Origin of the sequence: Peribacillus sp. YIM B13477, from assembly GCF_042787955.1 — a bacterium.
Lineage (GTDB): Bacteria > Bacillota > Bacilli > Bacillales > DSM-1321 > Peribacillus > Peribacillus frigoritolerans.
Map to the genome: position 1 here is coordinate 104254 of NZ_JBHZPD010000005.1, position 24520 is coordinate 128773.

At 40.9% G+C, this 24520-nt stretch carries 22 protein-coding genes; 4 read left to right on the forward strand and 18 right to left on the reverse strand.

From position 1 onward, the window contains the following. Positions 1–434: 434 nt before the first annotated feature. Positions 435–1427 (reverse strand): D-cysteate sulfo-lyase, encoded by a 993-nt coding sequence (cuyA, locus tag ACFX4H_RS16365; RefSeq protein WP_377435859.1) that lies wholly within the window; start codon positions 1425–1427, stop codon positions 435–437. A gap of 578 nt (positions 1428–2005) precedes the next feature. Here cuyA and ACFX4H_RS16370 point away from each other — a divergent pair. Next, positions 2006–2098: a GntR family transcriptional regulator gene (locus ACFX4H_RS16370; protein ID WP_376708712.1), complete on the forward strand. Its 93-nt coding sequence runs from the start codon at positions 2006–2008 to the stop codon at positions 2096–2098. A 686-nt stretch (positions 2099–2784) separates the two neighbouring features. On the opposite strand, the gene ACFX4H_RS16375 is transcribed toward ACFX4H_RS16370, so the two are convergent. The 11 genes from ACFX4H_RS16375 to ACFX4H_RS16425 form a co-directional block, all read right to left on the reverse strand. Beyond that, positions 2785–3744 (reverse strand): VOC family protein, encoded by a 960-nt coding sequence (locus ACFX4H_RS16375; protein ID WP_377435860.1) that lies wholly within the window; start codon positions 3742–3744, stop codon positions 2785–2787. A gap of 40 nt (positions 3745–3784) precedes the next feature. After that, positions 3785–4573 carry an SDR family NAD(P)-dependent oxidoreductase gene (locus tag ACFX4H_RS16380; RefSeq protein ID WP_244645432.1) on the reverse strand — a complete coding sequence of 263 codons (789 nt, stop codon included), beginning with the start codon at positions 4571–4573 and terminating at the stop codon, positions 3785–3787. 34 nt (positions 4574–4607) lie between these two features. Then, positions 4608–5117, reverse strand: a complete 510-nt coding sequence (locus ACFX4H_RS16385; RefSeq protein WP_048678819.1) for an aromatic-ring-hydroxylating dioxygenase subunit beta — start codon at positions 5115–5117, stop codon at positions 4608–4610. A gap of 21 nt (positions 5118–5138) precedes the next feature. Next, positions 5139–6440 carry an aromatic ring-hydroxylating oxygenase subunit alpha gene (locus ACFX4H_RS16390; protein WP_034312297.1) on the reverse strand — a complete coding sequence of 434 codons (1302 nt, stop codon included), beginning with the start codon at positions 6438–6440 and terminating at the stop codon, positions 5139–5141. 38 nt (positions 6441–6478) lie between these two features. Beyond that, positions 6479–7264 (reverse strand): aspartate dehydrogenase, encoded by a 786-nt coding sequence (gene nadX / locus ACFX4H_RS16395; RefSeq protein ID WP_377435861.1) that lies wholly within the window; start codon positions 7262–7264, stop codon positions 6479–6481. A gap of 16 nt (positions 7265–7280) precedes the next feature. After that, positions 7281–8726 (reverse strand): aldehyde dehydrogenase family protein, encoded by a 1446-nt coding sequence (locus ACFX4H_RS16400; RefSeq protein WP_034312301.1) that lies wholly within the window; start codon positions 8724–8726, stop codon positions 7281–7283. 12 nt (positions 8727–8738) lie between these two features. Continuing rightward, the gene (locus tag ACFX4H_RS16405; RefSeq protein WP_377435862.1) at positions 8739–10427 is read right to left on the reverse strand and encodes a thiamine pyrophosphate-binding protein; all 1689 of its coding nucleotides are present in this window, start codon (positions 10425–10427) and stop codon (positions 8739–8741) included. A gap of 30 nt (positions 10428–10457) precedes the next feature. Beyond that, a complete protein-coding gene (locus ACFX4H_RS16410; RefSeq protein ID WP_034312305.1) occupies positions 10458–11249 on the reverse strand; it encodes an SDR family oxidoreductase in 792 nt (263 codons plus the stop codon). 100 nt (positions 11250–11349) lie between these two features. Continuing rightward, positions 11350–12288, reverse strand: a complete 939-nt coding sequence (locus ACFX4H_RS16415; RefSeq protein ID WP_377435863.1) for a VOC family protein — start codon at positions 12286–12288, stop codon at positions 11350–11352. A gap of 122 nt (positions 12289–12410) precedes the next feature. Next, on the reverse strand, positions 12411–12944 hold the full coding sequence (locus ACFX4H_RS16420) for a cupin domain-containing protein (protein WP_034312308.1): 534 nt from the start codon (positions 12942–12944) through the stop codon (positions 12411–12413). 273 nt (positions 12945–13217) lie between these two features. Beyond that, the gene (locus tag ACFX4H_RS16425; protein ID WP_377435864.1) at positions 13218–14033 is read right to left on the reverse strand and encodes an IclR family transcriptional regulator; all 816 of its coding nucleotides are present in this window, start codon (positions 14031–14033) and stop codon (positions 13218–13220) included. 1145 nt (positions 14034–15178) lie between these two features. Here ACFX4H_RS16425 and ACFX4H_RS16430 point away from each other — a divergent pair. Together ACFX4H_RS16430 and yppF are read left to right on the forward strand one after the other, a co-directional pair. Continuing rightward, complete coding sequence (locus ACFX4H_RS16430; protein WP_063591262.1) at positions 15179–16471, forward strand: MFS transporter; 1293 nt, start codon at positions 15179–15181, stop codon at positions 16469–16471. A gap of 254 nt (positions 16472–16725) precedes the next feature. Further along, positions 16726–16908 (forward strand): YppF family protein, encoded by a 183-nt coding sequence (gene yppF / locus ACFX4H_RS16435; protein WP_055348417.1) that lies wholly within the window; start codon positions 16726–16728, stop codon positions 16906–16908. 208 nt (positions 16909–17116) lie between these two features. Here yppF and ACFX4H_RS16440 read toward each other — a convergent pair whose 3' ends face one another. Genes ACFX4H_RS16440 through ACFX4H_RS16465 form a run of 6 tightly spaced genes read right to left on the reverse strand, consistent with a single transcriptional unit; the run spans position 17117 to position 23185 of the window. After that, a complete protein-coding gene (locus tag ACFX4H_RS16440; RefSeq protein ID WP_377435865.1) occupies positions 17117–18442 on the reverse strand; it encodes a GntT/GntP/DsdX family permease in 1326 nt (441 codons plus the stop codon). A gap of 56 nt (positions 18443–18498) precedes the next feature. Further along, on the reverse strand, positions 18499–19221 hold the full coding sequence (locus tag ACFX4H_RS16445) for a GntR family transcriptional regulator (RefSeq protein ID WP_377435866.1): 723 nt from the start codon (positions 19219–19221) through the stop codon (positions 18499–18501). A 15-nt stretch (positions 19222–19236) separates the two neighbouring features. Then, on the reverse strand, positions 19237–20250 hold the full coding sequence (locus tag ACFX4H_RS16450; protein WP_241635865.1) for a sugar kinase: 1014 nt from the start codon (positions 20248–20250) through the stop codon (positions 19237–19239). Then, the gene (gene dagF / locus ACFX4H_RS16455) at positions 20243–20998 is read right to left on the reverse strand and encodes a 2-dehydro-3-deoxy-phosphogluconate aldolase (RefSeq protein ID WP_063591264.1); all 756 of its coding nucleotides are present in this window, start codon (positions 20996–20998) and stop codon (positions 20243–20245) included. Before dagF ends, ACFX4H_RS16450 begins: the two co-directional genes overlap by 8 nt. Next, positions 20995–22104, reverse strand: coding sequence for a DgaE family pyridoxal phosphate-dependent ammonia lyase (locus ACFX4H_RS16460; RefSeq protein ID WP_377435867.1), 1110 nt, complete (start codon positions 22102–22104; stop codon positions 20995–20997). Before ACFX4H_RS16460 ends, dagF begins: the two co-directional genes overlap by 4 nt. Further along, positions 22082–23185, reverse strand: a complete 1104-nt coding sequence (locus ACFX4H_RS16465; protein ID WP_249599247.1) for an amidohydrolase/deacetylase family metallohydrolase — start codon at positions 23183–23185, stop codon at positions 22082–22084. The genes ACFX4H_RS16460 and ACFX4H_RS16465 overlap by 23 nt, the downstream gene beginning before the upstream one ends. A 762-nt stretch (positions 23186–23947) precedes the next feature. Between ACFX4H_RS16465 and ACFX4H_RS16470 the strand changes: the two genes are divergently transcribed. Then, complete coding sequence (locus ACFX4H_RS16470; RefSeq protein WP_377435868.1) at positions 23948–24451, forward strand: hypothetical protein; 504 nt, start codon at positions 23948–23950, stop codon at positions 24449–24451. Positions 24452–24520: the final 69 nt, after the last annotated feature.

The window sequence follows — 24520 nt, forward strand, 5'->3', positions numbered from 1 at the left end:
CTCGTACACCCGCTCCAATCAACTTTGACTTACCTTTTAGATAGAACACTTTTCCCTAGAGTCATTTTTTGTTTTAGGCTGTTTTCACATACTTTGTTGCTATTTTACCAGGTAGTGAGTTGTGGTTGATTTCCCCTCCAGATGCTCGCTTTCCGCGGGGCGGGCGGTGAGCCTCCTCGGCATAAACGCCTGTGAGATCTCACCTGTCCCGCTGCTCCCGCAGGAGTCTCGCACTTCCGCTCCAATCAACCTTAAATAGTTTCATTTTAAAAACATCAATCTTTACGAAAAGAGCCTTATTTTAAAATAGATCTATTAAAAACTTGGGGTGATGAGGATGCTTCCGAAACATCATTCTATTCAACGAGATCAACTTGAAATGATTACTTTAGACCAACCAACTGGTGCAGGCGAACCAGTTGGTTCGTAAAATCTCAATTAAAGAGAGACGTATTTGCGTATAGCGATGAAGCACCGCCAGAGTGAACAAATAGAATGTTATCCTCCGGCTTAAAGGTGCCTTTTTGTATTAAATCGATGAGTCCCGCTGCCGCTTTCCCCGTATATACCGGATCCAGCAGTATCCCTTCCGTTCTTGCCATTAGCTTGACTGCTTCCACCATTTCAGGTGTAGGCAAAGCATAACCCGGGCCGACATACTCATCAAAACACGTAACAGCCTCACGAGGAAGTGAATTCGGAATGCCGATATGTGTTAAAGTTTCCTTAACAAGCTGAAAAACTTTCTCTTCTTGTTCAGCTTTCCCTTTGCTTACGTTTATTCCAATTACCGATACTCCACTGTGATTTCCATGAAATCCTGCCACCAAACCAGCATGCATTCCTCCACTGCCGCTTACACAAATAACTGCTTTCAAATCAATTCCTTGCTCAAAGGACTGGGCCAAGATCTCCTGAGCACATGCAACGTATCCCGTCGCACCAATGACATTGGATCCCCCAACCGGGATGATGTAAGGTTGATGTCCTTTCTCTGTCACCTCTTTAGCCACTTTTTGCATTTCTTGCATTAAGTCAGCTCCATTAGGCACTACTTTGATTTGTTCAGCGCCTAATAAATGGTAGAGAAAATAGTTACCGTTAAAATCCGGTTCAGAATTTGAAAGGCCCTCTTCCAACACAAGTATGCATTTCATTTTCTCTTTAACCGCAGCAGCTAGTGTCAAGCGGCAATGATTTGATTGAATGCCTCCACATGTAATCAATGTATCCGCGCCTTTGTCCAATGCATCGGCAACAAGGAATTCCAGTTTCCTTGTTTTATTTCCGCCTGCCGTCAGACCAAGCATATCGTCTCGTTTAACGTAAATGGATGGGCCCCCAAGAACTTCAGACAAATGATCCAGCCTCTCAACTGGTGTATATGTCGGTGTATATCGTTTCCTGGGAAATTGTGCTAAGTTCATTAATAACTCCTCCTGCTTCCTCTATGTATATTAAAAGCAAAGAAAATATCAATCTGATATTCTCTTTCGTTTAAAATAAGCTTCGAATTCAATCATAGCATCTTTATGTAATCGAGCAACATGAATCTCCCTTCTAGCATGGTTATCGTAAAAAAGAATTTTCATATACATCATTCGTCAGGGCAAAATGATATCAAAACCTACTATTAGTGCTTCCGCTTATTCTATGACCACCTTTTTTCCCAAAAAGTAACAGGCAGTTTCCCAGTTACAGCATATATAAGGGCTACCTGGAATTTTTCATCTTGCCAATAAGGTCCGATTGCCTTGTGAGCGTCTTTAGTAGTAATAGTGTCATCCATCCCATTGAATTGTATTAATAAAAAGTATGAAGCATTGAAATGGACTTCACTCATTTTTAAAATAAATATACTTGTATATAATTGGATTTTAGAAAGGTGCACCATGGAAACCAATCATTATCTATATATATTCAGATTAAATAGAACATTATTATTCTAAGCCCTTAAGGGAAGCTATATTTTTGTTATTAAAAATGCAATCATCGAAGCGTATTATTGCCCGGAGACCGTTTAACGGAAGATGATATCGCCCAGCAATTCAATTGTAGCCGTACACCGGTTTGTAAAGCTTTTGGGAAATTGGAATAGGAAAATTTGCTACAGGTTAAACCTGTCCATAGGGATGGTCATATCCAATGTGGATATTGAACTTTAGCAGCAAGAATTGGAAATCAGTAATGCTCGAAAACCATTCTATACAAAAAGCTTGTGAAGGAATTACGGAAGAGGAGTTAAAAAACTGGTATGGGCAACAGATAAACTGCAACAAGAAATAAATAAAAATGACCGAATAGCGGCAAGTCGTACAAACATCGAATTTCACCACTTATTATATTCCAACTCGAGAAATAACTTTCTCCAAAAAACTACAGATTCATCATGGTTTCTTTTCGAATCCTTTTTATCGGCCTGTAATGAGGAATTACATTGGTGGATAAATCTTGGTATGAGGAACGAAACAACGAGCACTTACAGTTAATCCAGGCATTCGTGACAAAATTGTAGAAAAAGCAATAAAGGTCAATACGATCCATATTGATGTTAAATTTTTCACTTTTATTCGAACCGTACAAGGCCATGGTTGAAGTCCCCTTCCCGACCATTGCCTTGTATGCTTTTTACGGTTACGCTTCTAGGTAGTTATTCAGCTGATTAGGTGGGAAAATGGCTAGGTTTTCGATTGAATGACCCCTGGGGTTCTTATTCCTAATTATGTAAGCTCCAATTGCCCGGACAATCATCCATACACCTTTTGATGATCAATGGTTACTTGTTTACTCATCGTAACGTTCCAGCAATTCAATAATCACTTTAAAGGTCGCTTTTGTATCCATATAGGCATACCGGCCTTTTCCGTTAAAAAAGTTTCCTGTCTGTATGACCGGATAGCCCATTTCTTCCAGCATCTTCATTTTAGCCTCCATGTCTTTAACGACAAAAGAGATATGGTGAACACCCTCACCATATGTTTCTAGATGATCTTTCCACGTACTGGGTGATTCGCCCGGCTCGATCAATTCAATTTGAATTAACGGAGTATTGATGAACATATATTTTGATTTGCCTTCAGTGGGCTTCCCTTTGTAAATCACGTTTGTAATATCGGATGAACCAGAATGGATGATGGGAGGTTTTTCAACACCCAACAACTTACTATATGCATCTGCAGCCGCATCAAGGTCTTTGACAACAAACGCAAGCTGTTCCACTTTGTTAGTCCCTAGTAGCGGCTGAATGCTGTCATCTTCCGGTCTTTCCCATGCCGTTACTCTTGGCTCCGCACTTTCAAGCAGTTCAACTAACGTTTTGTGATCATCTAGTGTATCCACATATACATATCGGCCGTCACTTGAAGTGAAATCACCCGTTTGCAAAGCTGGGTAACCATTTTTCTCCATGATTGGCAGCCTCTTTTGGATAGAGTCCACATCAAAAGCTATATGGTGGATCCCTTCACCTACTTCATCCAGGAACTCACGCATCGTTCCTGGATTTTTATCGGGTTCTATTAGTTCAAATTGGACGGTCGGTGTATTCAGGAAAGCCAGTTTGGATTGCGATTCCGTTGGTACACCTCTAAAAGTGACTTTCGAAACAGAACTGTCACCAGTTAGAAATGGTTCTGCCTTCTTAATGCCCAGCAGTCTTGTGAAAGCTAGATTAGCAGCTTCAATATCTTTTACAACAAATGCGAGTTGATTAATATTCCTATTGCCCAATAGTGATTCAGCCATACTAATAAACCTACTTCCCATAGTTTATTTTAATATGAACTCAACCCAGTCCGCGAACGGACAATCCGCCATCACTGGAGATGACTTCACCTGTAATAGCACGCGCTGCGTCTGATGCCAATAGGACATATGCAGCTACATGATCTTCGGGCAGCTGTGCAAGCTGAAGAGGGTTTCTTTTTTTTATGCTATTTGCCTTCGTTTCATTATCCACCATTTTAACGAATGGACGTAGGGGAGGAATGACCGATAATGCGGTCAGAGTGCCACCAGGCGCTACAGCATTCACCCTGATGTTAGGAGCGAGTTCAAAGGCAAGTTGGCGCATCAGCCCTATTTGGGCATGCTTGCTTGCTGTGTACCAAACCCCGCCGCCATCCGGATAAAAACTGGCACCGGATACGGTGAAAATAATATTTCCATTCGATTTTTGCAGTTCTTCAAGAGCGGCTTTAGCACCGAAGAATGATCCTTTAACGTTAATATCAATCAGAAAATCATATGCATCGGAAAGTGCATCGGGAGTTACGTCGGCAAATTTAGCAAATCCATCAAAGACTCCTGCATTGGCAACGAAAACATCCAGCTTTCCAAATTGCTCGACAGTGGCCTGAACAGCCCTTTCATTGTCTTCATATTTGCTTACATCGCCTTGGTTAATGAGAATCTCTTCACCAAATTCCGCTTTCATTTTCTTTAGCGTTGCTATCGAGCGGCCGATGATGCTGACTTTTGCCCCTTCTTGTATGAAACGTCTAGTGACAGCCTCCCCGATACCTGAATTGCCACCGGTAATCAGCACTACTTTATCCTTTAACGCCATTGCCATTGTAACCAGCCTCCTCTTTTTAACCAAGTCAATATTATACGAAGATAGCAAGATTTCTGGTATTTATCGTTGATTGATCAACAATGAATATTCGTTTGGAAAGTTTCCATTTACCTTCTTCGAAAATAAATTCATCATTTCGTTCCCCCGAAATCAGATCATGCTGAATATCCGTGCTGCGGCTGCGATAGATGAGCAGGTAGCTCTTGACGACTGCCTTTTCACCTTCAACATAGTCTTTAACGCGTACATTTGAGACAAAACGCCGTGTTCTTGATGGCGGTATTTCCGCCCATGCATAATCCGTTTTCAAACGATCCACTCGCAGTTTCAGCAACTCAATATCATCATTAAATGTAAACATTTCCGTTGAATAATCCGGGCGTTCCACCCCTTCTTTATTAACACGTACAGGCATTTGATAGCGTAAGCTCGAGTGCATTAAATCGAACCAATCATCAAATTCAATATCATCCAGTAATTGAGCTTCATCATACAGCCATTGTTCAAATTGACATTTGAGCAACATTTTCTCCACATTCATTTCCGTTCCTCCTCCCGTTTATCATTTCGTCATCAATTCAAGCCAGTACTTGTAAAAATTCCTTTGGCTCGCTTCAGTGAATTTATCATCGTAAGCAACACCAGGACCTATAAAATCAACTGGTTCACGATGAAGACCCATTGTATAATTGTAGGTTAGGTTCTTTAGGAAAGGCATTGGTCCTTGGGCTGCTTCAGTGATATCAGTAAAAACTTCCGTATCATCCTGTTCGAAAATACCGGATGGGCTAAAGGTCAAGATAAATGAATCTCTTGATCTATCTTTCCAATCTTGGGAGGCGTTCTTTTCCACGAGCATCCAAGCAATCACTTCCATTTTATTGTGACCGATTGGCCGCCACATCCTTATTGAAGTGTTGGAGATGAATTGGTCTTTGATTTTTGTATGGGATATTAAAAATGATAAGTTAGGGAAGACATTCCCAATCATATTCTTTAAGTTTGATAACACTCCATATTGTTCTTCAGACAAATTAGTTTTAAATTCATCTTTCAATTCTTCCGGGAAAGCGAAGTCAGGATTAGGAGTCCCTAAGTTTAGTCCATGCCCGTTATCCGTATGGATTTGAAAACCGCGCTTTGAATAGGTAGCATTGGGCACCATGCCCAGTTTGGCAATGGATCCGTGTGTGACCATCGTGTGATAGGAATCACCAACAAAGTTATCGGAACCAACTTTCCAGTTTGAATTAACAACGAATCTTTGCGGAACTCCGATTACTTCCATTTCTGCTCGTCCTACAAGGATATCCAAATACCATTTAATGTCTCCAAGAAACTCTTCAAGCGGCTCTGCATCTTCATTCCAGGTTCCAAATAAAAGACCTTTATAGGATTCAAGCTTTACTTTGTGAAGGCCCATTTCCGAACGGTCAAGGTTACCCCCATATATATCCTTTTGTAATGGCACTCCTACGAGTTCACCAGTGTTTTTAAAATTAAACCCATGGTAGGGGCAAGTAAATAATGACTTGTTCCCTTTATCTGCACGGCATAATTTCATTCCGCGATGGGTGCACATATTATAAAACGCCCTGATTTCCCCTTCAGCATCACGAGTAATGATGAGCGAGTAGCCAGCAAGTTCACGGGTCATGAAGTCTCCTTTGTTCGGTACTTCAGAATCATGGCCGATAAAAACCCATGTTTTCAAAAACACTTTTTCATGTTCTATATCATAAACCTTTGGGTCTCCAAGGAGGTATGCAGGTATAACGCCTTCCTCTGGTTTAACCGTTTCGTTCAAATAGTCAACAACTTGCTGTTTCGACATTTCTTCTAAGGATTTTTCAGTTTTAAGCATACTTTTTCTCTCCCTTCCAAGCTTTACATCATTATGCATTACCCGATCTGAACGCTTTTTTCCTTGTTTTGCAGAGTCGCCAAAACGCTTAATGCCGCTAGATAACTCGTTTTCGGATTATTTGGCATCGGATCATTTTCCACTTCCAGTTTCAGTTTCCCGAACGAACCTGACGCTTCTATCAGGTGATTGTTTTTTAACACATTTGGATCGGCAATGATTTTCACTTTCGTCTTTTCTGATCCAAGACCAGCCATAGACAGCACAATCGCAACATTGATGTTTCTCGGAAACTGCTTGATCGCTTCTGCAGCAGTTCCTTCAAATAATACCGTTTCTTCTGTAACTGAAGACCCTGCCGGCAATGCGTTTGGCGGTTTTCTTGTGGTGATGCAAACAGATTCAAGGCCATTCACCGCTTTTGCCGATTTAAGTACATCTAGACCTCCAATAGCACCAGACGGAAGGAGAATATTCACGTTATTCAATTTACAAATCTGGTTTGATTGTTCTTCAAAGGCGGAATTCGCCATCACGCCAATGCTGCTTAGCAAGAGATCCTTCCCGCTTTTAAGCACTTTCAATGCATACTCTTCAGCTGCTTCTATCGTTGCAGCCTCTATGACTAAATCTATATCGGATTTAAGAAGTTCGTCGACATCACGATATGGCTGTGTCTTGAATTCTTCAGCTAATTGTGCCGAAACTTCTTCACGGCGGGCATAAATCGCAACGATTCTTCCACCTGGAAGAAGCCCGTCGTTATTAATGGCCTGTAGCAGAAATTTTCCGATATTACCGCACCCGATTAAACCTAACTTCATGTAGTTTCATCCTTCCTCAATCAGCAAACCCGTATGAGTCCGCAAAGAATTCCAACCCGCAATGTCTTGTTTCCCGCGAAACACCGCTTTCTTTTAAGCCAGGGAAGTCCAGGGCCAAGTCACTGAAAACGGTATGATTATTATGGAATACCGCACCAGCTTCAAGGCGATCTGCCATTTCGACAGCGATATCTTCATTCTCGGTCCAAACAGATGCACGCAGCGCAAACTCACTATCATTCGCTAATTTTACAGCTTCATCGATATCATTGAAAGGTAAAATTGGAATGATCGGTCCGAATTGTTCCACTCGAACCAATTCGCTCTGCTGATCGACGCCAGTAATAATGGAAGGAAGCATATAATAACCTTTATCCCAAGTTTCCGGATTCAGCTGGATGCCGGTTGTGATTATATTTCCCCCTGACTTAGCGGTGCGTTCGATCAAGCCATTCACAAAGTCATATTGTGCTTTATTATTCAATGGACCCATGGTTACATCAGGCTGAATTCCATCACCGATCACCATCCGGCTGAACTCTTTGGTCAGCTTCTCCACAACTTCATCATATCGTGATTCTTGGACGTACACTCTTTTTACAGCAGAACAAACCTGACCCGCCGCTCGTAAAATCCCCATCCTCAAACGTTTGATAGCCGCTTCATCCATATTGGCATCTTCCAAAATGATGGCAGGATCATTGCCGCCAAGTTCCATATATACTTTTTGCAGATTTCCAGCTGATTTCTGCATGATATCTTTCCCGGTTTCCGTACTTCCGACAAAAGCCAATGTCCTTACGCGTGAATCGGAACATAATGTGTCGCCGATTGCTTTTCCTGATCCTGAGACTATATTGATGACTCCTGGAGGAAAATGTTCAGCAACTACTTTTAAACAGGTCATGATCGTTAAAGGACAATTCGTTGCAGGTTTTACGACAACGGCATTGCCTGCCAAAACAGCAGGTATGACCCTTTTAAATGTTAATATCATCGGAGAATTCCACGGTGTGATTATTGCCGTGACACCTCTTGCCCTTCTTCGGATTTGGACTTTTTGTTTTCCTGGAAGCACTTCAGGCTTCCACCAATCAAGTAACTCTGCTGCACAGCCCTTCATTACTTCAACACAGCGCAGTAAATCCTTTTTAGCTTCAACAAGTGTTTTGCCATTCTCACGTACAAACACGGTAACATTTTCCTCGATAACTTTTGATAGTTCTTCTGCCGCAGTGTTCATCCTGTTTGCCCGTTCCCCGATATCAGAGCGAGACCACGTTTCAAAAGCATTTTCTGCCGCTTCAATAGCACCATTCACGATTTCTTCAGAGCATTTTGCCACCTGGCCAACTACTTCCGATGTATTTGCCGGATTTACAACATCGACTTTTTCCGGTAATTCTATCCATTCTCCATTAACTAGATATTTTCCTGAAACAAATGGGTATGTCGAAATCATTCTCAATCCTCCTTATAGTTTTTTGGGCTTGAATGCTTCCGCAGCTCCCGGTGGTCCGCCAAATGGTTTGGCCATTGGCCCCACAGCTTCCATATCAACGACGATCATTGAAGGTTTACGTCTTTCCTTAGCCTTTTTCAGTTCGGATATGAACTCATCTCCAGAACCAATACGCACTGCATCAAAATGCATGGACTCAGCCAGTTTCACAAAATCAGGGCTCAATAAGTCCACAGCTACCTGCCGACCATATGCCGCTGTTTGAATATTGCGAAGAACTCCATAGCCTGAGTCATCGAACAATACGATGATAACTGGTAAGTTTTCTTCGGCTGCCGTAACCATTTCCCCGACGTTCACCATAAACCCACCATCTCCAGCCATAAGAACGACGGTTTTATCTTGACATCCCATTTGGACACCGATTGCCGTTGGAAGACCTTGACCGATTCCGCCGCCTGATGCATGAATCGATGTTCTCGGTTCATAGATTTCAAATAAACGGCTACCCCAAACATTTGCCTGTACGGTCACATCACGAACTAGAATGGTATCATCTGGTAATATCTCCCTCATGCCATCTACAAATTGCTCATACGGTCCAAGCGTTTCCCTGAGTTGAGCGCGCACTTCATTTCTAAGTGAAAGAACTTCTTGTAAATAAGATGGCTCTGCATGAACTGAATGTTCTTCAAGCTTTTGAATGATGGCGGCAAGCATATCTTTTGCATCGCCAACCAAACCTAACGTGGCTTTATAGTTCCGGTTAATGGCCTGCCAATCCGCATCGATCGCTATATGTTCTTGTGGCACCGGCACTTTCCAGTTGGATGTTTCATTCCCCCTAAACCTTACACCTACGCTGATCAATAAATCTGCATTTCTTAAAAACTCTTTTGTAGTTTCATATGCCGCAAAATGTCCGATGCATTGTTCATGGTTTTCTGGAATCGATCCTTTTCCTGACTGACTGGTTATAACCGCTGCACCAAGGATTTCCGCCAATTTTTGCAGCTCTTGCGAAGCATTGGCACTGATTACCCCACCACCGGCCCATATGACAGGACGGCTTGCGCTTACCATTTTTTGAACGGCTAGTTCAGGAATAATTGGCATTGAATTTGTTTCTGAGGGCGAAGTTCGTAGCCCTTCGAGTGAAAGATCTTCTATGATCACCGATTGATAGTCAATTGGAATTTCCAATGTAACCGGACCCGTTGGTGCAGTTAAAGCTTCTTGGATTGCCTTCCTTACTACTGCTGCGGTTTGGTCAGGGTTTCTAAGCCTCACTGCATTTTTACATGCTCCGCTCATCATTGAAAGCTGGTCTTTACACTCATGTATGTATCCTTTGCCTGTACCAAGATAAGAAGAAGCCACCTCACCTGTTAGATGAAGAAGGGGGACACCAGCTGCCCAAGCTTCCACTAGAGAACCAGCTGCATTTCCTGCCCCTGTTCCAGTACTGGTAATCACTACACCCAATTTCCCGGTGGCGCGTGCATATCCATCAGCCATATTTACAGCACCGCTCTCACCGCGTGAACAAATGAGTTTGATGCTCCCTTCCCTAAGAATTGCATCATAGATGGGCATATTGTGAATGCTGACAATCCCGAAAGCAGCTTCCACACCTGCTTGAACAAGCTCCTTTACGATGGAATCGGCGGTCGTAAACTCTATTTCTTCTTGTATTTTCATCGCATTATCCTACCTTTTTCAGTAATATATTTATAGTGCCTTTCCGATCGCTCCTGCCGTCTCAATCGTCGAACCCGCTACATAACTTGCTTTGTCTGAAGCAAGGAAAACAATGACACTGGCCACTTCTTCCGCTTCCCCTACGCGGCCGAGAGGGATATTCCGTTTTTTCGCTAGGTCCCCGTAATACTCTTCAGGGTCCATATCAGGCGCATTTTTCAACCTTCTTCGCTCCCATTGATCGGTCCGGATCAATCCAAGACTTACTGAATTCACCAATATATTGTCAAAGGCCAATTCCTGGGACAAGGTTTTGCTTAAATTAAGGAGGCCAGCCCTTGCTGCTGCTGTCGCTACCATATGACGTTCAGGTTCTTTGGCAAGCGTTGCATTAATATTAATGATCCGTCCTCCTCCCCTTTTCACTAAATGAGGATGCGAAGCACGAACGGCATATATGATGGCAAAGAACTTTAACTGAATCTGTTCTTCCCACTGCTCATCCGTTATGTCAAAAAAGTGACCCATCACGCTTTGACCGGCTGCATTCACCAAAATATCGATTCCGCCAAACCTCTCAGCGGTACCATTAATGAAAGAATCCACATCCGATTTTGAGGTGACATCACACGTTGATGCAAAAATATCTTCCTTTTCACCAAATGAGAGCAATTGACTTTGTGCACTTTCCATACGCTCAGCACTTCTGCCGCAAATAGCCACTTTCGCTCCTTCAGCTAAAAACATTTCTGCTGTTTTTAATCCCACGCCCGACGTGCCGCCCATAATGACAGCCACTTTTCCTTGCAATCCTAAATCCACTCTCTTCACTCCTTTTCAAAGCCATTTTCCTCAAATGCTGTCCTTTAATCAACAAGATGCTAACTAGCGCAAGAATCATGGGAGGAAATCAAACTCCTCCTCATTTTTTCGCCATGAATGAACCACTTATATGAGAATCAACCCAGCCTGGATCGGGATCTCCTCCCATTGCTTTGCGCGCTTCAGGTTTCGGCGGTCCTGCAATCCCCCACTGATCCATTAAATGCGGAACCCGTTTCCATACACGTGCTCTCCACTCAGATTCATCTTCGATCGTTTCCAGATAACATGTATACTCCATTACAAAACCGCCTGGGTCTTGAAAATAACAGAAAATATTGTCCCCCGGCCCATGACGTCCAGGTCCCCAAAGTTCTGACAAGCCCGCTTTTCGGACATTGCTTATTCCTCGCATCAATTCATCCACGGAATCGACTTCGTATGCGATATGATTGACTGACGCATGCTCATCTTGATTGAAGGCGATGGAGTGATGCTTTCTGTTGCACCGGAGGAATGACATTTGATGCTCACTCCAATCAGTGACTTTAAAACCAAGTACATCCGTATAAAACTCAACGATCATATCTAAGTTCTTCGTGTTCATTACAACATGATTCAATTTCACTGGATCAACATTTTTCTTGCTCCAAATAGACGTTTGCACTTCCACCCAAGCCGAAAGCTCGATCACGCGGTTTTCTGGATCAATAAACCGCAGGCCATAACCGGCACCTGCTTCATCCAAATATCCAGGCGGTTCAATAATTCGAACGCCCTTCGATTGTAATATCCCTGCTGCACGGTCCACCGCATTTTTATCGACCATGCCAAAAGCTATATGGTGCAATCCTCGTTTTTCTCCCTTGTGAAGGCTAAGAATATGATGTTCCGGTCCAGCCCCCCGGAAATAAACCGTATTCTCCTCTTCCGGAACATCCACCCTATCCAGACCCCAAACCTTTTCATAAAACTCTGCTTGATCGTCGAAATTCGGAGTAATCATGCTTATATGCCGTAAATGAGTAATCCCAAGCATTTTTTATACCTCCCATAATTTAGATTGCCCTTTTGATCATTCGCATTGGCCATATTTAACAATCTAATCGAAAAGGGCGCCTCATTAATTTTCATAATGCAGGTGCCCTTTCGGCTAAATGATCAATCTTTAATGATGGCTTCTCTTTCTTTAGAGCGTTGTTTACGTAGTTCTTCCAGTTCACTGCCTTCAGGGTATGTCGGTAAGTTAGGCTTCACTGCCCCAAGCATCACTAGCATGCGCGCCTCTACATCCCCGTCATTCCTAATTCCCCGATAAACCCCCGGCGGGCTGCTTATGCAGTCTCTCGCACTTAATTTAATTTCATGCACTTCACTGTAGCTGTCCTCTTGAATTAATGCCGTGACTTCACCCTCAAGAATGAAAAACACTTCTTCAACATCGTCATGAAGATGCAAAGGACCGATACATCCCGGAGGAAGCACCATCGTACTTAAAGTGAAATGTTCACCTGCAATTACATTCGTATCGTTATTGGCAGTGGCACCACGTCCGATATATCTCATCTGTGCGCGTCTATAAGCGGGATCAATTTCTTCTTGGAACTTCAAGACATTCCAATCAAGAGTACGGTCTTTCAATCGGGCAACATATTTTTTTTCAAAATCCTTCACTGAGAAAGTTTCTTTTGTCATTTTAAAATTCCTCCCTTTTTTGTTGTTTCTAAACCGAATTATGTTTCATAAGCAAAACATTGTTTTGTCTATGAATTAAGTCTAAAATGAAAACGCTTCATTGTCAATGAGTTTTTAGAATATTTAAAACTATTTTTATAATCCGAACGTTCATCACTATGGGATAAACTTGTAACGATTTGCTTTTCTTAACACAAAAAAGTGTGGATTTCCCTAATGGGAGATCCACACTTTCGAAAGAGACTATTCACTTATTAATCGATTTTAAATCGTTCAGACATCTTCGTGTTGATAAGGCTTAACCCCGCTGTATCCCATATAAACGGATAACTGACGAGAAACTTCCAACAGTTTCGGCAAGGCAATTTTATCGATGAAATCCTCTTGATAAGCAGACTCTGTTGCTACGACATTCAAGGCAGCCAATACTTTCCCAGTCCTATCAAAAATCGGGGCGGCAACCGAACGGATGCCAGGGTGGAATTCCCCGCTTGTCATCGAATAACCATTTTGCCGAATCGAATCCAGCTGTTTTTGAAATTCACCAGGCGCGGTGAGAGTTTTGTCTGTATAAGGAGTAAGGTTCGATATTTTGAACATTTGCATGAGCAATTCTTTCGGTTGATATGCCAAAAGTAATTTTCCATTGGCCAAAGCATGTGCCGGCAGCCGCAAGCCTATGTTCACATTGACAGCGGATACACCTCTGATCGGGGCACTTCCAACATAAACAACTTCCTGTCCATCCAAAATGGACAGATGGCAGGAGGCTCCGATTTCATCACGCAAGGTCTCCATATAAGGTTGGACAATTTCCTGGAATTTCAAGCTATTCAAATAGCTGAACCCCAATTCAAGAACTTTAGGAGTTAAACTATAACGTTTGGTATGTTCATCCTGAGACAAGTAACCAATATTTTGTAATGTGAATAATAAACGATATGGTACTGTTCTGCTTACTCCCAGTTGTTTTGCTATTTCTGAAAGAGACAAGCTCGGCTGCACTTCATTAAAGAGATTAATGATTTCCAAGCCCCTAACCAATGAATTAGCACTATATTTCTCTTTCTCTTTTTCTTCGCTTGCCATTCAAGTATTCCCCCCGTTGTGAATAAATCTCATTTTCCCTGACTATAACCCGTTCAGTAAAGCTTTCTTCATACCTAGAAAGAAGAACTTGCAACATATATATCCATTTTTTTCTGATTGTTCTTTTGGTGAATGTTTATGATGCATACTTCAATGGTTGCCTATTTTCTTTTGCTTCCTTAACTAGAAAGGTACTTTGGCGCAAGTAGCGCGCACCGGCCTTTACTTTGCAAGTTCTTCCAATCATATTTCGATGGATTGTAATCAATTCAGAAGTTTCCGTTTACTTTCTTTCATGCTAACAACAGCTGGTCTATGAGTCATATCAGATATACTCAATGCTTTCAGCGCTTCCGGAAAACGGCTAGTAAAAGCCGGGAACTTTTAACCTAGCTGGTGTCTTCGAGCGCTATTCATTATCCCTATTCCTGTTAAAGAATCAGTACCGCAAATTGGCAACCATTACTACCTTACAATCCTTAACTCTTCATGTATAAATAGAATAGTGTTTATGTGTCAATTAAAGCATATTTACATATATAAAACTATTTGGAAGGCCTAGCATAATTGACGTTTCAATAGAAAAGCTCGTTGTTATATGACCAAATATAACCAATTACAGCAGTAAAAACAAATAAAGAATTTTCATACATCGATATTCTCTGTCAAATCGCGAAATTTTCCGTATTAAGCATTTCATATACAAAACAATATAAATGAATTATAGATTTTCCTGATTTTAAATTCAATATCAACAAGTCAGAATCTTTAATAATTTGTAAATAATTTGTTTTTTGGACACAAAGAATCAGTATTACTTCCATTTAAAGTCCTGGTTGATAGAGCTCCCATCTACTCAATAGGATGAAACAAAGTTCGATTTATAACCGAAAGCGCTTATAATCTAAAAATATAAAATAGTCAAAATATTAAATTGACAATCAAATTATTTTAATTTATCGTTAAGAAAGTAAAACTTTGTTTTCCTTACAAAACACTTCTGTTTCTTTTTTCTATCAAAATTTTAAAGAAAGGCGGGAAAAATCAAAACGAACCAGTACCTTTCTAAAGGGATAACTTTAAAACACTTATTCTCAAATGTAAGCGTTTTAAGGAATGTTAAAAAGCGATAGGGAGATGGTATTATGTTAAATGGGCAAAAAAGATGGTTGTATATTGCCGTACCAATTTTTTTCTTTTGGTTTTTCGGACAAATTGATAAGGTTGGCATTTCCATCATTCAAACAGATCCAGAATTCTTGCATGCACTCGGTATGACAGGTGCTGACAAAAATGCAAAGATCGGTCTTCTATCTTTTGTATTCACCATTGCTTATGGAGTTTCAAATCTTTTTTGGGGCTTCATCATTGATAAATTAGGTGCCCGAAAAACAGCCATCGCCGGTTTATTCGTTTGGACAATCACGATGATTATGTCAGGACTGGCAAATTCATATGAAATATTTTTAATTAGCAGGATCATTCTTGGTTTTGGTGAAGGGATGATGATTCCGGTTTCCGGAAAGCTCATTTCTAACTGGTTTAATAAACGCGAACTGGGGAGGGCCCAGGCATCTTGGCTTACCGGAAACTATTTAGGACCGGCAATGGGAGCCGTTGTTTTGGTGCTTGTGATATCTTTACTTCACTGGCAAGCAGCTTTCTTTATGCTTGCAGCTTTCAACTTATTTATAAATATCCCGATGTTCATCTTAATGACGAGGAATACACCAGAAGAACACCCCCGTATAAGTAAAGATGAATTGGCATTCATTCGCCAAACGGATGATGAAATAAAAGAAACCGCCCATTCAGAGAATAAGAAAAGTTTCGCCCAAGATTATCGTTTCTGGATCGTTTGGTTCGGCATGCTCGTATGCTCCTTCTTATTTTTCGGAATCAGCATTTGGCTTCCTACATATCTCATTGAAGCAAAAGGATTCGAAAAGGAAGGAATGTCGAGCATTACTTCACTTTCCTGGCTATTCGCTTTAGGATTTGTCTTGGCATGCGGTTTTCTGGCTGACAAAACCAGACGTCCAAGTTTGATGGCCACGATTCTATTTTCATTGACGGCTGTCTTTTTGACTGTAGCAGTCTTCATCCCCAACCCTATTTTGGCCGGACTATGTATGGGATTGGCAATGGGATGTCAAGGCGGTGTGTTCCACCTAAGCAATATGCTCATGGTAAAATACTCAACACCTGAAACGGCAGGACGAGCCGCAGGTCTAATTGGATTCACGAATATCATGGGCGGCTTTTCGAGCTATATCATGGGATGGCTTCGTGACTTGTCTGGCGGGGACTTCAGTTCATCGATCGCCATGCTGATTTTTACAGCCCTCTTAGGCTTGGCAGCTTATTTATTCTCCATTAAGAGAGAATCCGCTGAACTGCGCTTATCACCTATACATGTACAAAAGATACAAGCATGAAGTCCTTGTAAAATCAGTTTTATACCTCCAACCCTTGAATTATCAGGGGTTTTTCTTGTGCCGACTTAAAAGTAAGTCGAAATAACATCGCTAATTTTTTGGATTTTCCGATAAAATTTCCCACCGGTTACCCCGAATCACTCCTTTATTTGTATTAATATGTCGATAGTTAAAATATTCAAAAAATGATATTTTTTTGAATGCCCATGTTATATTATTTATGGAAAAAAATACTTGTCAAGTAAGGTGAGTGTGTGAATATAGAAGTTTTAATTCTCCATTATATTCAGGAAAAACGTCAAAAGCCTAACCATGCCAATGATTTATTGGACTATATTCAGAATGAATATGTAAACGGGAAGCTGTCAATCTTGCAATATAGAAGTCTCTGTCAGGACTTATATCTTCGAGGAGCCAAACAAACGTCTCCTGGATGAAGCTACACCCTTGTCACTAGACTAACTACTACCGATTGTGGATGAATTTTGTTTCTGTTTTATTCCGCAACGACCAATCCATAAAAAATACAGCCGGTCATTCCCCCCAGTTTGTTCATAAATAAATAAAAACCTCCGTGATCTGTCACCCCAAGACAGTTCACGGAGGTAAATGTTACAAATCAGACATTGCAGAATTTCATTTTAATTAAATGAATATATCGAAAATTAAAACCAAACCGAATGCAACGAAGGAAAGTAATGTTTCCATCACTGTCCAAGTTTTGAAAGTTTCTTTAACGGTTAGTCCCATGTATTCTTTTACTAACCAGAAACCGGCGTCATTAACATGGGAGAACATGAGTGAGCCTGCTCCCGTGGCAATTACGAGCAATTCTAGATTAACACCCGTCATATTGGCAACGACCGGTGAAACGATCCCTGCTGCCGTGGTCAAAGCGACGGTTGCAGAACCTGTGGCAATCCGAATCAATCCGGCCACAAGGAATGCAAGAACGATCGGTGATAAAGAAATTTCTTCAGACATGGAAGCGATTGCAGTTCCTACGCCACTATCAATTAAAATTTGCTTGAACCCTCCGCCAGCACCGATAATTAGAATTATGGATGCTAATGGCAATAAGCATTCTTCCGTCAACTTTTTAATTAGTGATTTGTCCATTCCCTGTCTGTAGCCCAAGAAATAGTAAGCTGCAAAACAGGAGATTAATAGGGCGATCACTGGACTTCCGATAAACAATAAGAATTTTTCAATCGAACCCGCTAGCGGCAGATAAGGCGCCACTACAGTTAAAACCATCAACAATACTGGCAAAAGGATGATGAAGAACGATACTCCAGTGCCGGGTAATCCACTTGACTTTGTTTCGACACGGATCAATTCCGGTTCTCCAACAGGAATAACCCGCTTATGAATCCATTTTGCGAATAGCGGTCCCGCAATTACAGCCGTTGGGAATGCGATGATCAATGAGTACAGAAGTACCTGACCCATGTTAGCATTATAAATTCCAATAGCTGTCATGGCTCCAGGATGCGGAGGCACCAGCCCATGTACGATCGATAAACCAGCAAGTACTGGAATGCCAATTAACAAGATGTTCACTTTGGTTGATTTACGAATGGAAATGACCAAAGGAAGCAATATTACTAAACCAACCTCGAAAAATACCGGAATGCCGATGATGAAACCAGATAAAAGCATGGCCCATGGCAGGTTTTTCACACCGAATTTATTAATGAAAAAGTCAGCAACCTGCATTCCAGCTCCAGAGTCGGACATCATCTTTCCCAGGATGGTCCCTAAGGCCAATATTCCAATAAGGTGCCCAAGGACCGCTCCGACACCCGTTTCATAAGCTCCAACGATCTTGTCCATTGGCAATCCGGAAAAAATCGCTAAAAATAAACTGGCAACAGTCAGGCTGATGAACGCATGCCATTTCCACAATGATACCCCCAAAATGACGATTACGATTGCTATCAGCGTGATTCCTAATAAATATAGTTCCATATATTCTCCCCATTCCCAAGAAATCGCTTACATTCAAACCAATACAATAAATGGGATTATTGTACCGGCTCGTTATATGTCACAATGTAGTTCTGTTTAGCCGTGTTGTAATATCCTTCACTGTATTCCGTAACATTTCCGTCCCCATCACTGGAAATCCTAATCCTCTTTAGTACTGGACTATTCTTTTCGATTTTCAGTGTTTCGCAAATGTGATCCGGAGCGATAGCAACGGCAAACTCATCTCTGAATGTTTCAAGTTTGACGTTTTGCTCTTCCAAAAAGCGGTACAAAGAATTGATTTGGACCGCTTTTATCTCTTCTAGGTTTAAATCAAGTGAAATATAATGTGTAAAGTAAATATAAGGTTCATTGTCCAATAAATATATCCGTTCGATACTTATGCAACGGGCACCAAATAAAGAATGCAGCTTAGAGTCTGAAGAAAGGTCAATCTGACTTATGTTTAACACCTTTTTTAAAATGGAGTGCCCTTCCTCCACCAACAGCTCTGTGAAACGTTTCCCTTTGGAAAGTTTGACAATCGAACCATTAGCTATGACTCTAGTGCCTTTGCCGCTTTTCTTTTCAACATACCCCTCTTGCACGAGTTCTTTGATTGCATTACGGACAGTAACCTTACTTACGTTAAATTCTTCTTCCAAAAGAGGCTCGGAGGGAATGTTTGTGTCGATGGCATAAACCCCATGTAAAATACGATCCTTTAATATTTCTTTTATCTGTAAATACATCGGTCCATTTTTCCTGTTCACATTCATTCCTAATCTCCTGCCTTATCTTTTAATATCTTCCATTTTACCTTCCATTGCCGAGAGTATCTCCTTTTCTGTTGCCAAAGGAGTATCTCCAACGACAGTACATGCCAGCATTCCTGATACAGCAGCAAATCGCACTGTCTTTTCAGGGGAATATCCTAGCAATTCGCCATGTAAGATTCCGCTGGTGTAAGCATCGCCTGAACCTATTCTATCATATACGGAAAATGATAGGATATCGGAAAAGTAAAATGTTTCTTCTTTGTATATATACCCCCTCAACGTATGGCTATTATCACTGTTGATCGAACGATGTGTCCCCGCTATCGATTGAATTTTGAATCGCTTGGCCACTTCAGGTATCAACTCAACAAGCTGTTCTTCCCTTGTGGAGCCTTCTGACTTCATTCCTAAAATATAAAGGGCGTCTTTTTCATTCATCATGACGATATCAGCCAAAGAAAGCATTTCTTCATAATGAGGCTTTGCGTCAGCGTAACCACCCTCCCATAAGGAAGGTCGGTAATTGCAGTCGAAACAGACTGTACCGCCCTTTTCTTTGACTTTTCTTGCCAGCACCTTCATGCTTTCCCGTACATTTTCCGCCATTGCAAGCGTGATTCCGCAAAAATGGATGATATCCGTCTTTTCCGAAATCATATCCATATCATAATCGGATAAGGTGGCTGTATTAAAACTGCTTTCCAGTCGATTGGAATATGTGACACGGCTCGCCCGCTGTCCAAATCCATTTTCCAAAAAGTACATCCCCATGTATTTGCCGCCTCTAAAGATGTAGTTCCTGCCGATTCCTAAGCCCTGCAAAGCTGAAATTGCTGAATCACCAAGGGGGTTATCCGGTAACATTGTCACCAGATACCCATCATGTCCAAGTTTTGTCATCGCAGAAGCCACATTTACTCCCGTGCCTGAAAAGGAGTATTGCAGCGTGTTAGCCTGTGATAGCAATTCATGCCCTGGTACCTGCAAACGCATCATTACTTCCCCGAATGCCACAATTCTTTTAGGCATATTTTTCAACCAATTTTTTCGTCATGGCCAATAATTTCCGTACATCCTCCCCATTCGTTTTACCAGTCGCTTCATCAATGATGGAAGAATATACGTGGGGAATGACTTTAGGCACTTTTGCTTCTAATGCAATTTCTAATATAGTCTCGAAATTATTTAAGTCGATTCCACCTGTTGGTTCCAAAGCAAATCCCTCTTCACCACAAGCTTTTGCTACAGCACGATATTCATCTTCATGCTTCAGCCCTTTCATAGGGAAATATTTCAAAGCATTTCCTCCCATATCGCGAACGAGCGCAATGGCAGCTTTGATTGGCACAATGGCAGTTTCACTTGCGCCTGCACTTACTGGACCAGTGGAGATATTCACATAACCGACTTTCCCAGTTGGAGAAACAAGTGAATTTATCCAGCTATCCTTCTCGCCTAAATTGGCCCTCGTAGCACCAACAGCCGGAAAAACCTGGTTAATATGACTGCCTGGATAGTATTTTGCTATTTCTGCGACAACTGCAGCCTGTCTATTATCGCCTGCGCCCAATCCAATTGAAACAGCCTCATCAATGGCTTTCCCGTATTCTTTCATTGCTGTAACACCAGCTTCGACAGTTGGATAATCCTTTGAGAGTACACCAACCAAAACATGTCCTTCAGCTGCTTCAAAGACTTCCACTGCATTTTCCACACTATTTGCAAGTACATTTAAGGCTACACGATCATTCAATAACCGTTTGTTTATGTTTGTCATCCTTGTTTTCCTCCTAATATGGTTCTTAATCGTGATTCAATGACATTTATATCATCACCTTGCAATGGACGCGGATCTATATCGAAAAAGCCTTGCCGTATCCCATAATCCCGTGTATAAATGGCGATATCCCCATTTTTGAGCTGCTCGTTCACTTCTTTCGCAGTCGTTTCCGTTATCAAAGGATTTATGGAAATACGTGCTCTATATATGGCACGTCCGGCTTCATCCTGAACTATCGTTACTTTTACGCCCTCAATCGAGTCAAGTGATGTGAGAACTTGTAAACTAGCTTTTTCTTTTTCGCTATTATCCGTCTTGACAAAATACTCATCCAATGCCTGAAGCAAACCAAAGGTCGTTTCCTTTCCAACCTTCATGCTCCTTCCTATACAGTGCAATTGAACCTTTACCCATTCGATATATTTTTTTCTGCCAGCAACGATACCGGATGTGGGTCCTTCAATGGCTTTTGAACCACTATAAATCGCCAGGTCGGAGAATTGTATATATTTTTCCAAATCTTCTTCCGCTGCTGCATCGACAATCAGAGGGATATTATTCGTTTTGGCCACTTCCCATGCCTCTTCGACCGATATCATATTTTTCTGGACAGCATGATGCGATTTCACATATAAAATAGCGGAAGTATTTTCATTTATGGCCTCCGCAATATGTTCTGCTTTCCCTTCATTTGCATATCCAACTTCAACCAATTTTCCGCCGCCAAGATAAATCATGGTTTCAACCGGTGCACCATATTGAACGTTATGGCCTTTCAGCATGATGATTTCATTCTTTTGAATACGATCTTGATGAAGCCTTTCGCTTTTCCTTCTGTTTCCTTCAGTAACGATTGCCGCTACTGAAAGCGCAATTCCGCTTGATGCTGAGTTTACGACCACAGCTGCTTCAGAATGAAGCAAATTCGCTATATGCTGGCCTGACTTATCGACTAAATCAGAAATTTCAACATAATTTTGCCCACCTTTTTTCATCGCGTCCATCACTGTGTCAGTTGGGGCAGAGACTCCCAATATGCTCATTCTTCCGCTTGCATTGATGACTCTTTTCAAACCGTATTTAGCATTCAATGAATTCTCCATTTATAACCACTCCTTTTACAACAACTCTTTTTTCTGCCATCCTTTTTTCGCCTTCGGAATCCAATAAAAGGGCCGGCTCATTCTCGATCGAGAATAAAGTCAGGTTCGCAATATCCCCAGCTGAAATCCTTCCAAGCTCTGGTTTATTCAACCAAGCTGCTGCATTGACCGTAACCGCATCTATTACTTCTTTTAATGGATAACCGAGGTACAAAAATTTTGTAAGCACATTTGCCATATTAAAAACTGGCCCATTCTCTCTGTTTTTCCGATATATATCCGTACTGATCGTATTGAAGCCGATTCCCTGCTTTTTAGCCATTTCTGCAGTTTTAAAAGAAAAGCTTGCCGTTCCATGACCTACATCCAAATGTACACCACGTTCAATCGCCTTAATCAACTCAGGCAGCGGCTCTTCTCTTTCATCAAATAAATTATTCGCTTTACCATTTAGAAAATGAGTAATAATGTCCTTTTCCTCAAGTAATTGAAGGACTTCCTTAATATCAGGCGGCCCTGAACCGATATGAACCATTAATGGTAAACCCGTTTCAGCCGAGAACTTCCTAGCGATTTTTAATGGCTCGACACCATTTGGACCAACTACACTTTTACTTATTCTCGCTTTAAGTCCAACGACAAAATCCCCGTACTTGGAAATTGCCTTCATTAATTCTCCTTCGTCCAGCCATGAAATATCCGATAACTCATCAACCCTTTCCAATCCAATCCGCGAAATATTCAGAAAGGCGAAAACATTCGTTTTGGAATTTTCACAACTTCTAACCAGATCGGTTATCCTATCTGCCCCCGTGCTTCCCGCATCTATGACCGTTGTTACACCAGTTTTATATCCAATCTCATCAACCTCATCACCATAAGGATCAAATTCCGGGAAAGCATGTACATGCATATCAATCCAACCGCTCGAAACAAAAACTTTTTGATCATAATCTATTATCTTATCTCCTGTTGCAGTTCCGGGTCGTGCAATTTCCTTAATCATCCCATTTTCCAGGATGATATCCGCTGCTTTTCCCTCTACCATTTTTACATTCTTCAGAACTAACGTATCTGTCATTTCCCTCATCCTTTTCGGTACATCCTATCGATTGAAAGTACTTTGTATACGGTTACACTGAATTGTATAAGAATTCATTAATTTCTCTTTACAAAAATAGATTATCATATTTTGTCGAACTAATCAATATAACGTTATAATGTTTGATTTAAATTTACAGAATTTTTATAAGATCAAGGCTATTTTTTCTTTGTGCTTCTTAGTTTCTTCATATAATATAATCTCATTAGGTTTTTTAAAATTTTTCATGCTACCCATGAAAAAAAAAAGGCGGGAAGAAAAACAATCTGTTTTTCTCCCCGCCTTTTTTTTTACGAATTCACAAAATCCATTGATGAAAGTTTCTACTCTAATTATCCCGGAAATAATGCTTTTATTAAAAAACTTACTCTAAATCAGAATAAAGACTAATGGGTTTAAAGGGTTTGAACGGTTCCTCCAAGACACTCGCTATAGAACCCCTTTTGTCTCCAAACTGAATAATTAGATCCTTTTTTTCTTTTTATTCAACCATATAATTAATCCAATTATCGCTATAAATAAAATTAATAGGTCTATATTGTACATAGAAAATAAACTTCGATCAGCTATTATTATTGAGGACATCCTGATTATAAAACCTAGACATATAGAAATAAGTACAATTATTATTGTTGTAAAACTTTTTTCCTTAGTTTCCATATTTATCTTGACCTCCTACATATAGTTATATAGTATGAAATTATACCAAATTTTCAAAAAATATAAGGTAGTGTATTAAAAATGAAGAAAAAGTCCTTATTTTCAATACTAATAATCAGTTTATTAGTATTCTCACATGTCCCCAATACATTGGCCGAAGAGAAAAATGAAACAATACTTTCATCAACAGTCAACCCCATTGTGGAAGTCAAATTAATTAGTGATGATGTTATACAAATACAACCAACAGCAAGCATCATTGAAATGAGCAAACCTATTGCTCATCCGGCTAAACTAACAAATACCCAATTAGCAAAGATGGTAAAGGCTCATCAAAAGGGAACAACATGGTTAAGCATCGTAAGTACTCTTGTGTTTGCGGGTGGCCCAACCGCACCAGCAGGAGTAGCTACTGCACTGGCATCAGCACTTGCTGGCAGTCCTAATAGTTTAATAGCAGCATATTATTCCGGAAAACACGCTTATCATGTATCTGTCTATGCTAGTGGTAAAAAACCAAGTTTATCTAAAATAACGTATATATATTACACTAAGTCAAATCTTTCATTTACAAGCCCTCGTTAATTAATCCTTCCTGCTCCTAATATTACAGTGGAAATGTTGCTTTCCATAATATAAAAACCAAGAATGCTT